The 14,416-nt window shown below is 33.4% G+C and carries 15 protein-coding genes; 12 read left to right on the top strand and 3 right to left on the bottom strand.

What is annotated here, in order from left to right:
• The first annotated feature begins 245 nt into the window (after nucleotides 1-245).
• Genes CWS01_RS12605 through CWS01_RS12590 form a run of 4 tightly spaced genes read left to right on the top strand, consistent with a single transcriptional unit; the run spans nucleotide 246 to nucleotide 3,872 of the window.
• The gene (locus CWS01_RS12605; protein WP_101177557.1) at nucleotides 246-626 is read left to right on the top strand and encodes a GntR family transcriptional regulator; all 381 of its coding nucleotides are present in this window, start codon (nucleotides 246-248) and stop codon (nucleotides 624-626) included.
• Between the two features lies 1 nt (nucleotide 627).
• A complete protein-coding gene (locus CWS01_RS12600) occupies nucleotides 628-1,530 on the top strand; it encodes an ABC transporter ATP-binding protein (RefSeq protein WP_101177556.1) in 903 nt (300 codons plus the stop codon).
• Complete coding sequence (locus CWS01_RS12595) at nucleotides 1,502-3,472, top strand: DUF6449 domain-containing protein (protein WP_101177555.1); 1,971 nt, start codon at nucleotides 1,502-1,504, stop codon at nucleotides 3,470-3,472. Before CWS01_RS12600 ends, CWS01_RS12595 begins: the two co-directional genes overlap by 29 nt.
• Nucleotides 3,473-3,500: 28 nt before the next feature.
• Nucleotides 3,501-3,872 carry a hypothetical protein gene (locus CWS01_RS12590; RefSeq protein ID WP_101177554.1) on the top strand — a complete coding sequence of 124 codons (372 nt, stop codon included), beginning with the start codon at nucleotides 3,501-3,503 and terminating at the stop codon, nucleotides 3,870-3,872.
• Between the two features lie 125 nt (nucleotides 3,873-3,997).
• On the opposite strand, the gene CWS01_RS12585 is transcribed toward CWS01_RS12590, so the two are convergent.
• Nucleotides 3,998-4,786, bottom strand: a complete 789-nt coding sequence (locus CWS01_RS12585; protein ID WP_101177553.1) for a histidinol-phosphatase HisJ family protein — start codon at nucleotides 4,784-4,786, stop codon at nucleotides 3,998-4,000.
• A gap of 257 nt (nucleotides 4,787-5,043) precedes the next feature.
• On the opposite strand from CWS01_RS12585, the gene CWS01_RS12580 reads away from it, so the two are divergent.
• From CWS01_RS12580 to spoIIP, 7 genes are all read left to right on the top strand, one after another.
• The gene (locus CWS01_RS12580; RefSeq protein WP_157827647.1) at nucleotides 5,044-5,823 is read left to right on the top strand and encodes an alpha/beta hydrolase; all 780 of its coding nucleotides are present in this window, start codon (nucleotides 5,044-5,046) and stop codon (nucleotides 5,821-5,823) included.
• Nucleotides 5,824-6,025: 202 nt separating this feature from the next.
• Nucleotides 6,026-6,784: a DeoR/GlpR family DNA-binding transcription regulator gene (locus tag CWS01_RS12575; protein ID WP_101177551.1), complete on the top strand. Its 759-nt coding sequence runs from the start codon at nucleotides 6,026-6,028 to the stop codon at nucleotides 6,782-6,784.
• Nucleotides 6,785-6,798: 14 nt separating this feature from the next.
• Complete coding sequence (locus CWS01_RS12570) at nucleotides 6,799-7,674, top strand: Cof-type HAD-IIB family hydrolase (protein ID WP_101177550.1); 876 nt, start codon at nucleotides 6,799-6,801, stop codon at nucleotides 7,672-7,674.
• A 264-nt stretch (nucleotides 7,675-7,938) separates the two neighbouring features.
• Nucleotides 7,939-8,550 (top strand): lysophospholipid acyltransferase family protein, encoded by a 612-nt coding sequence (locus CWS01_RS12565; RefSeq protein WP_101177549.1) that lies wholly within the window; start codon nucleotides 7,939-7,941, stop codon nucleotides 8,548-8,550.
• A complete protein-coding gene (fabZ, locus tag CWS01_RS12560; protein WP_235852051.1) occupies nucleotides 8,547-8,966 on the top strand; it encodes a 3-hydroxyacyl-ACP dehydratase FabZ in 420 nt (139 codons plus the stop codon). The genes CWS01_RS12565 and fabZ overlap by 4 nt, the downstream gene beginning before the upstream one ends.
• Nucleotides 8,967-9,513: 547 nt before the next feature.
• Nucleotides 9,514-9,912, top strand: coding sequence for a GTPase RsgA (rsgA, locus tag CWS01_RS12555; RefSeq protein ID WP_235852050.1), 399 nt, complete (start codon nucleotides 9,514-9,516; stop codon nucleotides 9,910-9,912).
• Between the two features lie 181 nt (nucleotides 9,913-10,093).
• Nucleotides 10,094-11,239, top strand: a complete 1,146-nt coding sequence (gene spoIIP / locus CWS01_RS12550; protein WP_101177548.1) for a stage II sporulation protein P — start codon at nucleotides 10,094-10,096, stop codon at nucleotides 11,237-11,239.
• 155 nt (nucleotides 11,240-11,394) lie between these two features.
• Here the strand turns inward: spoIIP and CWS01_RS12545 are convergent, their stop codons facing one another.
• Entirely contained in the window at nucleotides 11,395-11,847 is a 453-nt protein-coding gene (locus CWS01_RS12545) for a stage III sporulation protein AH (protein WP_101177547.1), read from the bottom strand.
• Between the two features lie 2 nt (nucleotides 11,848-11,849).
• The gene (locus CWS01_RS12540; RefSeq protein WP_157827646.1) at nucleotides 11,850-12,818 is read right to left on the bottom strand and encodes a tyrosine-type recombinase/integrase; all 969 of its coding nucleotides are present in this window, start codon (nucleotides 12,816-12,818) and stop codon (nucleotides 11,850-11,852) included.
• A gap of 107 nt (nucleotides 12,819-12,925) precedes the next feature.
• On the opposite strand from CWS01_RS12540, the gene CWS01_RS12535 reads away from it, so the two are divergent.
• On the top strand, nucleotides 12,926-14,407 hold the full coding sequence (locus CWS01_RS12535) for an aminotransferase class V-fold PLP-dependent enzyme (protein WP_101177545.1): 1,482 nt from the start codon (nucleotides 12,926-12,928) through the stop codon (nucleotides 14,405-14,407).
• The last annotated feature ends 9 nt before the right edge of the window (nucleotides 14,408-14,416 follow it).

Here is a 14,416-nt window from a genome sequence, read left to right as displayed (position 1 = left end):
AGTTTATTTATTACACATCTATTAAAACATGAAATTTCAAAAAGTGTAAATATTTTCTTGTTTTCTCATTAAAATTTTAATTTTTAGATAATTATGAAAAGTTGAAAATGAATTCTAGTTTTTGCGAGACAGTAAAAAAATTTCCAATTTATTTAAAATACCCCTTTTAATTGGAAAAGGTATCCTTTATAATGAAAACTGTATTATGAGTTATAGTACACTTAATACAGATTGGAGGGTTTATTATGTTTGAGCTTGATTTGCGAAGCCGAACCCCTATATATGAGCAATTAGTGGATAAATTAATAGAATTGATTGTATCAGGCGTTATGGTTCCAGATGAGCAGCTTCCATCTGTCCGGACATTAGCTGCTCAATTAACCATTAATCCAAACACCATTCAAAAAGCATATCGGGAATTGGAGACAAAAGGATATATTTATTCAATCAAAGGAAAAGGCAGTTTTGTTAATGCTTCTAACCTCATGCAAGATGAAACCAAATTAAAAGAAGCCTTACGAAAATTAGAAAAACTGATATCAGAAGCCCTTTTTTTAGGAGTAAAGCCAGATGATATTATCCAGCTTGTAGAAAATTTGAAAGACCAGAAAGGAGGAACTAGTTGAAATGATCAAATTGGAACATGTTAATAAAAAAATTGAAAAAGATCAAATACTAGATGACTTATCGTTAAATGTAAATAAAGGATCTATTTATGGTCTTCTTGGTTCAAATGGTGCCGGGAAAACCACGATGCTAAAAACATTGGCAGGCATTCTGAAACAAGATAGCGGTACGGTTACAATAGCAGGGGAGAATGTATATGAAAACAATGCTATTAAACAGTCCGTGTTTTTTATGCCCGACTATCCAACCTTTTTCCCCCAATATACAACAAAACAAATGGCTAAATTTTTCCAATCGATTTATCCAAATTGGAGCGAAGAACGTTTTTTAAAGCTTGGAGAAGTGTTTGAATTGGACGTGAATAAAAAAATCCATACGTATTCAAAAGGTTTGCAGCGTCAGGCAGCTTTTTGGCTCGCCTTATCGACTAATCCTAGCGTATTTATTCTCGATGAACCATTTGATGGGCTAGATCCTGTCATTCGCACAAAGGTGAAAAACTTGCTTGTTCAAGAAGTGGCAGAACGAGACATGACGGTGATTATTTCCTCCCATAATTTAAGAGAAGTAGAGGATTTATGCGACCATATTGGCATTATCCATAAAGGAACATGCATGATTGAAAAAGATATTGATGATTTGAAATCTGATATTCATAAAATTCAAGTCGCATTTCCGAAAGAAACAAAAGAAGACTGGAAAGAAAGTGTAAAGCCTCTTTATATGGAGCAAAGAGGCAGCGTGTATATGCTGATTGTAAGAGGAGAAAAGCAAAAGATTTTAACAAATATCGAAACTTTTAAACCAGTACTGTTAGATATGCTGCCACTAACATTAGAAGAAATATTTATTTATGAAATGGGGGATATGAATTATGCCATCCAAAACATCCTTTTATCATAAGCAATTAGCTGTTCTTGTTTTGCGCAATGTCGGATGGGTTAGCATTGTATCATTTTTTGCGCTCTTTTTTTCTGTGCCATTGTATTTGCTGTTGATAGAAAAAGACGAAGCTTGGAAGAACAGCCCTGATTATTATCCGATGTTTGAAAAGGTATTTGATGTAAATGTCTTTGTACAAATATTGGTGATGATCATTTTGCCTATCCTTTTAGCAGTTTTTCTATTTCGTTTTTTGCAGTCAAAGTCATATAGTGACTTAATCCATAGCATGCCTATGAAACGAAACTATCTTTTTCATTATTACAGCATCAGTGGAATCATTTTATTAATTTTGCCTATCTTAGTAAATGGAATTATTTTGCGGTTTATTTATTCTGTTGCAAATTTGGAATATTTTTTCCCTGTTTCTGATATCTATAAATGGGTTTTCATTTTTTCTATCTTTAGCATCGTGCTATTTACAGCATGTGTATGTATTGGCATGCTGACTGGTTTATCTGTTTTTCAAGGGGTGCTGACTTGTTTGCTTCTAGTATTGCCAGTTGGTTTTTTTGCCCTTTTATGTTTTAACATCACAATGTGGGTACATGGATTTCCAATTGATCATTATTTAGATGAAGATAAATTATTGTTCCTTTCACCCCTTTTAGCTCCAGCAATTATATGGAATGATGATACAAAAGTTTATCATTATATTGCGTATTTCCTGCTGGCGATTGTTTTTTATTTCCTGGGCTTATTTTTATATCGAAAAAGAAAAGTCGAATATATTTCTCAAGCGATTGTTTTTGCAAAATTAAAAGGAATTTTTAAATATGTATTTGCTCTTTCTTTTGTTTTAATCGGCAGTCTTTATGGAGAAATTGTTGATGCAGGGAAACCAGCAATGGTTATTGGCAATTTCTTTGGAGGCTTAGTAGGCTATTTATTAGCGGAGATGATATTAGAAAAAACATGGCGAGTATTTTATCGTTTAAAACATTTTGGCTACTTTGCTGCCGTGGTCATTCTAGTAATTGGCATCTCGGTTCCCTTTGTGAAAATGTACGAAAAGAAGGTGCCTGATGCAGAAGCTGTTGAGAGTGTTTCCTTTATGGATGACCAATACACATTTATGACAAGTGAAAGTGATGAAACGGAAAACATCATAAAAATGATGAGTTCTAAAGAAAATATTCAGGATGTAATCGCTCTTCATAAAAAATTAGCAATGGAAAAAGATGCAAAAGACAGTGATCAAGATACAACAGTAAGATTAGAATATAAACTGAAAAATGGGAAAAGTATGTATCGTGATTATGCTTTTAATAGTAAAAAGTACCAAGAAATAATCAAACCAATTTATGAAACAGAAGAATTTAAAACATTAAACTATCCGATTTTTTCGTGGAGAAGTGATGATATAAGCAATATTATGATTGGTGAAGGTATTCGTTTATTACAAAAGAGTGAAATCATTGAATTGATGACCGTTTTAAAACGGGATATTTTAAACCAATCCTATGAAAATATGAAACGAGATTATTGGAATATTGCTAATATAGAATTTACATTAAAGAATAAAAACAACAGCTATTATAATATGACGATTAATCCAACTTATACAGAAACCATTAATTGGCTGGACAAAAAAGGCATGCTTGAAAAATCATTTGCCGTTTCTGATGAAGTAAAGGAAATTCAAATTGTAAAATCCCAAAATACTGGCATTACGCAAAATATGTATGATTTTGAGGGGGAAAAAATTGAGAGGAAAATACTTGAAGCCAAGCAAAAAACAACGGTAAAAAAAGACGATATCAAAAAACAATTATTAGATGATGCAAGCAGCAATTTTAAGTCGTATTCTCTGTTAGTTATTTACAAAAATGGAACAAACGAGATTGCTTATCTATCTGCAAAAAATATGCCTAATTTTATCAAAGACGAATTAAATAAATAAAAAGGAATTGGAAAGGTGGATGTGCATTGTGGCAAAAACAAAAGAATACGAAAATCTTGTAACTGTTCATGCACAAAAGCTTTTCCACCTTGTTTTTTGTGTTGTCCGTGATGAAGAATTAGCGAGCAGGGTGGTAGAAAAAGTATTTGTTACTGCCTATAGTCGTTTTTTTGAAATGGAACAAGAAGATTTTGAAAAATATCTTTTTCAACTAGCGGCGAAAACGGCTGTTACTTGTAATAAAACAACTAAAAAGCAACAAAGAAGTGAAAAAATAAAAAAGCAAAGCAGCATAAATTCATCTATTATAGAAGAGCAGAAAAGTTATTCGAAACTTATTTCTAAACCGAAAATTCATATAGAAGCTATACAAACAAAGGCTTTCCTGTTGCGCAGTTAATCGAATAGGCGATTATTAGAATAAGTGAATTGATTGTTTCTTATATAATAGAAGAAAAGCGGAATTTTTAAAGGATGTCCTTAAAAATTCCGCTTTTTTCTTCCTCATTAAAGGGAAGTAAGGTTTTACAAGACAATCATTTTCGGTACTCGTTTTGTATAAATGAATATCCCTTTAAACCCACATTCTTTTGCTAGTTGAATGGCTTCTTCATAATGATCGCCAGCTGTTTCAACATGATGAGAATCCGAGCCGATCGTAAGAATTTCTCCGCCTAACTTGTTGTATAAAAAAAGAATATCTTTAGAAGGAAGGGACTCGTTTAACGATGTCCGCCATCCAGATGTATTAATTTCAAGGCCGATGCCACGTTTTATAGCTGTTTGTAAAATAGAAGTAATAATTGGCTCGTATTTTTCAAAAGAGTAGCGGCCATAAATGGGATAAGCATATCTTTTCATTAAATCAAAATGGGCAATCACGTCAATATCTGCATGTTGAACCATTTTTTCCAATTCTAGGAAATATTCTTGATAGCAATCTTTTTCTGGAAAACCATTCATAAATTTCCGCAATGTTAATTGATTGATATTATGAACAGATCCTAGGATAAAATCTAGTGGAAGATCGGAAAGCGCATTTTTATATGCATCCATCATTAAATGAGGTTCGCATAATTCAATTCCTGTTTTAATGGTTAATTGCCCTTGGAATTTTTCGCGGCAATTTGATAAGCTCTTTAAATAAAGGGACCAATTCATATGTCCATAGGTAGGGGCAATAGGATTAACAGAAAAATGCTCTGTAAAACAAAGTTCTTTTATCCCCTTGTCAAGCGCCTTTTTGCACACTTGCTCCATATTTGCCTGGGAGTCGAATGAATGGTTGGAGTGATGATGATAGTCTGTATACATGTATGTCTTCCTTTAGTTTTCTTTTATTATTTCATATTGGCAAAAAGAATTCAGCAAAAAAACAAATTTTATTTTGACAAGAAAAAAGAAAGTACACTATAATAAAACTATTATCTAGAAAATATCGTTTGTTCAAAAACATAGTAAACAGGTAGGAAAAGTTATATATAAAATTTATTGATACGTACATATTAAGAAAGTAATTGTTTTAAAGTCGTATTCTATTTAGGCTGCAGTTGGACTAGGAGGAAATGTATATGTTTAAAATGATAAACTGGAAAAAGGAAGAACTTGTTTTATCGGTTGATTTTCCAAAAGATTTTCAAGAAAATAAGTCATACAAAGCTATTATTATCTGCCATGGATTAATTGGTTCAAAGGTTGGAGTAGATCGCTTATTTGTAAAAACAGGACAGCGTCTAACAAAAGAAAACTATATTGTTTTTCGTTTTGATTATAGCGGCTGCGGGGAAAGCAGCGGCATTTATGGAAATTACAGCATGCCTGAATTAATCGAGCAAACAAAAGTTATGATGGATTATGCGTCATCATTTCCATATGTGGAAGAGTTAATTCTTCTTGGCCATAGTTTAGGAGGAGCAACAGCACTTTTAACAGCCAATACGGATAAACGCATTACGAAACTTATCCAATGGGCAGCGGTAAGCGATCCATATAAAGAACTTGTGCAAATTTTTGGAGAAGATTATGTACAAACATTAATTCATGTGCCAACAATTGATTTTAATGGCTACTATTTTAGTTCTTATTATTTTGAACAGATGAAAAATTTTTATCCATTAGAAGAAGCAGCTGTTTTTAGCGGCGATGTTCTGTTAATCCATGGAACAGCAGATGACGATATATCGTATGAAGGGTTAGAAAAGTATAAAAAAAGCTATTTGAAAAGGGCGCATGGAAATGTAGAAACAGATACGATTTATAATGCAAATCATACTTTTTCAAATGGAAAGCATTATCAGCAGCTAATCGATAAAACTTGTGAATGGCTGCAAAAAGTGAATATGAATTATTAGTAAAAAACTTATATGCTGCAAACTAGCATATAAGTTTTTTTGTGCAATAAAGTGCAACTTTAAGCAGTGGGGAATAAAAGCCTGCTAATGTGTAATAAATAAGTTTTTTTAAGTGATTTTACTTTTTTCACTTAAAATATATAGTTTTTTCAGTAATTATAACTTATAATTACTTATATAATAGATGGAAAAAGGAGAAAACATGTCCCAGGAAGAACGACTATTGCTGATACTAGAAAATTTAACAGCAAATAACCGAATAACTGTTGATGAAATCTGCACACAGTTTGATGTGTCAAGAGATACTGCAAGAAGAGATTTAGTAAAACTTGCAGACCAGCAAAAAATTATTCGTACACGAGGAGGAGCCATTCTTCCGAGCCAGCATAAAAAGGTCCATAATTACGAAAGCCGTTTGAAATTTGTTTCTGAAGAAAAACAGCGAATTGGAAAATTGGCAGCATCCTTAATTCAAGAAAATGATCATATTATATTAGACGCTTCCACTACTGTGCAGACAATGGGAGAGTATGTGGAAAAAGACTGTACCATTATTACCAATTCCATTCATGCTGCTGAAATGCTTTCCGACAAAAAAGAGCCGAAGATTCATTTGCTTGGCGGGAAATTCCATAAAGAACATCGCTATTTATATGGCCATTCTGTTCTGGAAAAATTAGATTTTTATTTAGTGGATAAAGCATTTATCGGTGTTGTTGGTGTATCAGAAAATGGTCTTACCATTGCAGACCAAGAAGATGGTGCGGTAAAAAGAAAAATGATGCAGCAAGCAAAACAAGTAATTGTGCTTGCTGACAACAGTAAGATTGGCATTACAGAATTTTACCGATTTGCAGAATTAAAGGAAATTGATTTGTTTATTACCGATAAAGAGCCTGATCCGACATTTATGGGATTATTAAAAGACAATGGCGTCGAGCTTTTGATTGTACAAAATTAAAAGGGGGAAATAAAATGAATTCATGCATGACATTTGATTTAGATGGAACATTATTAAATCATGAAAGCAAGTTAAGCAAAGAAAATGTGGAAAGTTTAAAAGAGGCACAAAAAAGAGGGATAGAGATCATTGTGGCAACAGGAAGAAACTATCCAGATGTGGTGGAAATATTTAAGGAAACGGGCATTAAAACATGGATTATTGCTGCAAATGGAGCCACTATCCATACCCCAGATGGAGAGTTAATGCACGATGTGCCAATGGAAAAAAAGAAGGCGCTAGACTTGCTCAAGTGGCTAGAAGAAAATGATTATTATTATGAAGTGTTCAGCAAAAATTATTTATATACACCGCAAACAGCAAGAGAGTTAATTACAATTGAAATGGACCGTTTATGTACGGCAAATCCAGATATAGACCGTGCTGAATTGGAACACTACGCAAATACGCAATTTAAACAAACCAATTTTTCTTTTATCAACTCGTATAAAGATTTAGAAGATGAATCAATCCCCGTTTATAATATCCTTGCTTTTTCTTTTGATCTGCAAAAATTAGCCAAGGGATGGGAAACCTTTAAAGAGGATACATCTGTCACCCTTGTTACTTCAGGAAAATATAATTTTGAATTTGAACATCTTTTAGCATCTAAAGGCCATGCTTTAACAAAGTTAGCAGACCATTTAGGCATTTCTTTGCAAGAGACATTAGCGATGGGAGATAGCATGAATGATTTGTCCATGCTCTCTCTTGTTGGATACCCTGTAGCAATGGGAAATGCAAGAGAGGATGTAAAAGCTGTTTGTTTAGAAGTGACGGATACAAATGACCAAAATGGGGTAGCGAAAACCATTAATAAGATGCTAAACCAAATAGAAGTGGCAAATTAATTTATTCTAGCAAAAGCGGGAATCTTTAGTGTTTAATAAAGAGTCCCGCTATTTTTTTCTGTCTACTCATTTTTGTCATTATAGTATATAATTTAATATAAGGATAAATTATAGTATCTAGTACTAATAGTAGATGGTATAATACAAATAAATTAGGGAATATGGCTGAAATTTTTTCCAATCTCCCTATTTGAACGAATAGCAGATATTGCGTTTATCATACTTGATAACGATTATTATCATACATATAAAGGAGTTTTATCCATGTATACCTTTACAGCAAACTTTGCCAATGTCGTGTTAAGATTATTTGGACGTACAAAGGTGATTAATAAAGACAAACTCCCAGAAGAGGGACAAGGCTATGTCGTGGCGTGTTCTCATATTGGCTGGGTTGATGTTGTTGCACTTGGAACGGCTATGTTGCCAAAGCATATTCACTTTATGGCGAAAAAAGAGCTGTTTGATACACCGAAAACAGCAAAATTTTTTAATAGCATTAATGCTTTTCCTGTCGATCGTGCAAATCCAGGACCAAGCAGCATTAAAACGCCAGTTAAACTAATAAAGGATGGCAAGATCGTGGGGATTTTTCCAAGCGGAACAAGAACGTCAGAAGATGTACCGCTAAAAAGAGGAGCAGCAACGATTGCAAATTTAGCAAAGTGTCCAATTATACCTGCTGCATTTAGCGGTCCAACGGATTTAAAAGGATTATTAAGCGGCAAAAAAATTACGGTTATTTTCGGCGATCCTATTTATTTAAAAACAAGTGACGGCGCGAAAAAAGATGTCGTGGATGTAACAAAAGAATTAAGTGATGTAATGGCGGCTTTACAAGAAGAGATTAAGCCGAATAAAGGATCAAAAAAATGATGAATCTCCCTAAAGTGAAAGAGATACTAAGCCGGTATCCATTGCCTTTAGTCGATGAGATTTTAGAGCTGAAAGAAGGGAAAATGGCGGTTGGCGTCAAACAAATCAGCAAAGAAGATACCTTTGCATTTGGCCAAAATCCAAATAGTCCCCTTATGCCAGGTGTGCTAATTGTCGAAGCGATAGCTCAAGTAACAGCGGTTGCCATTCACAGTGATGAAAAACATGATAATAAACAAGCACTTTTAGCTCGCATTCATAATTGCCGTATCCGTAAACAAGTGTTCCCAGGAGATGAACTTTGTGTGGAGGTATTTGTCTCCAAAGTAAAAAAAACAATTGCCAAAGCCACAGGAAGAGCAACTGTTCGCGGGGAATTAATTGGGGAAGCAGAATTTCTGTTTTCTTTTAAATAATGGTTAAAAAAGATAGCCAGAAAATAGTCTGGTTATCTTTTTTATATAGGATCAATAAATTTTACGCAACCAAATTAATTTTAGTTTTTACTTTTCGTGAAAGCATCTAAATAATTTTCATTTTCTGATTATTTATATATATTAAAAGAAATAAAAGGTGATGTGTTATGGAAAATGTATATGCAAACAAATTAATGCTATTTAATTTGTTCCATTTCACACGCCAAAAGTGTACATTTTAGCAACAATGTATGCTTCTTAAACGTGGGAAAAATCTTGTGGACTGCTAAATGGCAGAACGCAAGGTTTTTTATTATGCATTTTTAGGAGGAAATATAATTGAATTTAAAACAACTAGGTTTTATTGAATTTTTTAATAAACAATATAATTATTTGAAACAAAATAATAAATTTAAAAACTGAGTTCCTGCACGCATTACGTTAGAACACAAGCATTCCTACCATATGAGAAGTGGAGCTTTTGAATGGATTGCTACAATTTTATTTATACAACAGTTTCTCGTACAGATTTTCCGGCAGTAGGTGATTGGGTGCTTATGGAAAAATTCCAGGGGAAGATAAAGCAATTATTCACCATGTATTCGAAAGAAAGTCAAAGTTTTCGCGGAAAATGGCTGGAACAACAATAGATAAGCAAATTGTTGCCGCAAATGTGGATATTGTATTTATTGCTATGAGCTTAAATGAAGACTTTAATATTAGACGATTGGAAAGATATTTAAGAAATTGCACTCATACAAATGAACCTGGGTGCTTTGTTCAAGAGAAAATACAAGCAAGGGAATTAGAAACAAAACGTCTTCAAAGCTACTTTAAAATAAAAAAAGAGCTGGATTTTATCGAAAAGAAAACAATTAAACATACAAAGCTGGCGGAAAAACGAAAAAAGAAAAAGTTAGCTAAAAAAAAGAAAAAGAATAGATAAAAAAAACTATTTAAACGAATAAGAGCAAAGATTTTATTATAGTTTTTTAAAATTTTACGCATTCAAAATATCATAAATATATAAAAATACGCTTTTAAAATCCTCTTAAATTACTATTTGATATTCTTCTTCTAAATCTCCTAGTAAATGCATATATCTGTTAGTAGAAAGGAGACGGCCTATGCATCCAACTAAAATACGCTATTATTTCCAAGCCATTAATTCTACTATATTAGGAGTCATCCTTGTTTTTATCCTAACTGCAGGGATTACCACTTCTTTTTTCTCATTGAAACTTTCATCGAATTACGTCAGTAACTTTCTAAAAGATGTAGACTCTACTAATCTTTATTATGAAATTTTCCGTTCGGAAAATCACTTTTTTCCAGAGACTACATCTAGCGGACTTTCTTTTTCTAAGCTATTCTTCCAGGTAGCAACAAATATTAAATTAGATGATACGAGAACTTTATTAGGACGGGAACTTCCGTTGCTTACTTTTTATCATACAGATATTATTGTAGCAGAGAATGGGACAACGATTGCTAATTTGCCATATGAATCAACACCATCAGAGGAAATATTAAAAAATCCAAAAGAAGCAAATGAAGAAAGCATTGAAAAAGAGCAAACAGAGGAAAAAGAAAATACAAAACCTATCCAAGTCGCAAAAACAAAAAAAGTGTTTATTTATCAAACACATAATATAGAATCCTATTTGCCATTATTAAAAAATGCTACTAATCCTGATGATGCAATCAGTGCAGATCCACGAGTTAATGTTGTGAGTCTTGGAAGCAAGCTGACATCTCTTTTGCAAAAAGAAGGCATTGGCGTGGAACATGATAAAACAAACTTTAATCAAAAATTACTAGATCGCAAGTGGAGCTATTCTTCTTCTTATACCATGTCTAAAGAAGTTGTAAAAGAGGCAGTTGTAAGCAATGATGATTTAACGTATTTAATTGATATCCATCGAGATTCAAGCAGACGCCAAGCCACCACTACAACTATAAATGGAAAATCTTATGCCCGACTAGTATTTGTTATTGGTCAAGCAAATAAAAATTATGAAAAAAACACAGAGTTTGCGAAAAAACTGAATAATAAACTAAAAGAAAAATATCCTGGCATTTCTAGAGGGATTCTTGGTAAAGCAAAAACAGAAGGAAATGGCATTTATAATCAAGATTTTTCTAATAAAGCAATTCTTTTAGAAGTTGGCGGAGTAGACAATAATCAAGCAGAATTAAAGAGAACAATGGAAGCATTCGCAGATGTATTCTCCGAAGTATATTGGGAGGAAAATAATGCAACAGAGCAATAATTTCAAAAAAACCAGTAATTCTTTTTTAAGAATTACTGGTTTTTTCTATGCTTGACTTATCACGCAGTATCCCCCTCAGCTAAGGGGAGAGAAGAGAAAACGGGAAATCTAGATAGGCAGAAATTTGCCCGTAAAAGCCTGATAGAAATTTCACTTCATTCTATTTCAAACAATAAACCAGGAATACTTGTAACCATTATCCTTTCTTTTTCATTGTTTGGCGATATCGTACACCATTGTTCATGGCTGCTTGTAACAAGCCACTCTTTCCCTTTTTGAAAAAAAGACAAGTCTTCCGGCAATTTTGGATGTTCCCAAGCGTATAAAGAATCGCTATATTTAGTTAATGCTTCCAATGCGTTTTTATCTGTTTGATAATAAAAAACCTCTACCTTTTTTCCGCCGAAAAGCATTGTGCTTGCCCATTCTGCTTGATTTTTCTTCATAAGGAAAGAAGGCTCTAAATCATTCATAATAGTTTGATATTTTTTATACGTTGCACCCATATCACTTCTAAGGATTAGCTGAAAGGAATCACAAACACGAAATGCAGCAGCAAGCAGTAATTTGTATACATGGTTATGTGGATCTGCTTTTATATGAATCATTATTATTTTCCTTTATTTGTTTCTTTTGTAGAAAAAGCAGCTTCAATAAACTGTTTATACCGCCGCAGTGCTGCTTCACTAGTAAGGGCAAATCGCTTCATAATTTGCTCATCTCGATGTTCTTCTTTTATATAATCCAAAATGGCTGTATTTCTTAATGTTACCGCAGAAATTTTTCTCAGAGGAATTTTTCTTACTTCATCTTTAATCATTTCCTGAATAGCGCGAACAGATAAAACCTTGGGACGCTGAACATCATAATCATATTGAAAAGAGTAGGAAATATTGTTAAAAGCAACAAACAAAGGATCAAGTGTATGATATTTTGGTCGAAATAATGACGGAATAGAAAAGAAATAGGCTCTTATATTCTTTATAATATCTTCCTCAAGTGTAAATTTTCTAGAGGCTTCATTCCCTTCTAAGATCAGCTCCTTTTGTGCAAAATTAATATTTTTCATGGTTAGATTATGTATTTCTTGAGGAGTTAATCCATATGTTCGGATCAGTTGGACAATGGCGATATTTCTATCTAGCAAATAGTTCCGGGCCGACTTTTTTGTTTGTTCGATCTCTTTTGTTTGTAAAGATTCAAGCAACCGATTGTATTCCTCTTTTTTAATAAAATCATTTTCTGTTAAAGAACGCATAGGCAGCGCTTCTGAAAGTTTATGAATTTCCTCAGCAGCTATTACTTGATGAAATTTCATAAGGCGGCTTAATACAGATGCCAAGCGGCGAATAGTTGCCTGGGATAAATCCTGTTCTCTCAAATAAAGAAAATAAGCGCGTATATCTTCTGTTTGAAGAGCGGCAAATGTTTCGAAATCAGTGCTTTTTTTCTCTTTTTCCAGCCAGTTGATAAACTTTTTGATATCGGATTCATACTGTTTTAATGTTAATTTTGATTTTCCCGAATCGATTAAGTTTTCTATATAAGATTGAACATACTCTGGAAATAATAAGTTCACTTTTCCTCGCTCCCTTACAGAAAATTTTTGAATTTTTAGCTTGTGTTGATTAACTTCTTTTTTATTTTAACATAGGTTATTAAGTGAGGGAGAAAGGGGCTTTCAGATTGATAAAAGCAAGAGTTGGCGAATCCACATACTTTTTCAATAGTGATTTAGAATCGTATTTTTCGAGATTTAAACAGAATATTATTGGGCATAATCAAACATTCGCAGCCTTTGGCAAGCAAAAACTTCTCTATGCTGATTGGACTGCAAGCGGTCGTTTATATAAAAGTATTGAAGAAAAATTAACAAAAGAGTTAGGTCCATTTGTAGGAAACACTCATACAGAATCAAATATTACAGGAACCTATATGACAAAGGCTTATGAAGAAGCAAAAGGGATTATAAAGTCACATGTTCATGCAAATGAGAACGATATACTTTTGTTTGCAGGTTCTGGTATGACAGCAGCAGTAAATAAGCTACAGAGAATACTTGGGCTAAAACAGCCAAAAAAGCAGCATAAATTAGAAAGACCCATTGTTTTTGTAACACATATGGAGCATCATTCCAATTATCTTTCTTGGGTAGAAACAAATGCAGATGTAGAAATGATTCTCCCTGATTCAACAGGAGATGTGGATTATGACTATCTAGAAGAAATCCTGGAAAAATATAAAGATAGGAAACAAAAAATTGGTGCTTTTACTGCTTGTTCTAACGTAACAGGAAGAAAAACAGATTATCATCGTTTAGCAAGCATTATGCATCATCATAATGGCCTATGTTTTATCGATTTTTCCGCTTCTGCGCCTTATGTCGAAATCAATATGCATCCAAGTAATAAAAGAGAACAATTAGATGCCATCTACTTTTCTCCGCATAAATTTCTTGGAGGGCCTGGCACAAGCGGTGTTTTACTAATGAATAAAAACTTGCTCACATTAAAAGTGCCTGATTTGCCAGGAGGAGGAACCGTTGATTTTACTAATCAATGGGGCGATATTCTTTATAAAAAAGACATCGAGGAAAGAGAAGAGGGCGGGACACCAGGATTTTTGCAAGCGATTAAAACAGCATTATCGATAAAATTAAAAGAAAATATGGGCATACAAGAGATCGAGACAAGAGAAAAAGAACTGGTAATGATTGCGCTTGCCGAATTAGAAAAAATAGAAGGAATAGAAGTGCTCGATTCCCACAACAAAAATCGCCTTGGCGTTATTTCTTTTATCGCCAAAAATGTTCATTATGACTTAATGGTGCGGCTATTAAACGATCGCTTTGGCATACAAGTAAGAGGAGGCTGCTCTTGTGCGGGACCATATGGACATCATTTATTGCATATAACAAAAGAACAATCGAAAACAATTAGCCAAGAAGTAATGGGAGGAGATTTTTCCCATAAACCTGGCTGGGTGCGCCTGTCCCTTCATCCAACTATGTCCAATGAAGAGGTATATACTATTATTCATGGAATCAAAAAAATCACCCTTTTTCATGAAGAATGGGGCAAAGATTATGCATTTTGCGATTACCGCAATGAATATGATGGAAAAAGAAAACTCTCTTGTGATACAAAGGCATTGTTTGATTTGTGGTAAAATTAGAGC

Source organism: Niallia nealsonii, from assembly GCF_002835805.1.
Taxonomy (GTDB): Bacteria; Bacillota; Bacilli; order Bacillales; family Cytobacillaceae; genus Niallia; species Niallia nealsonii.
Note: the sequence above shows the minus strand (reverse complement) of the source record. Positions and strands in the feature narration are given on the sequence as shown.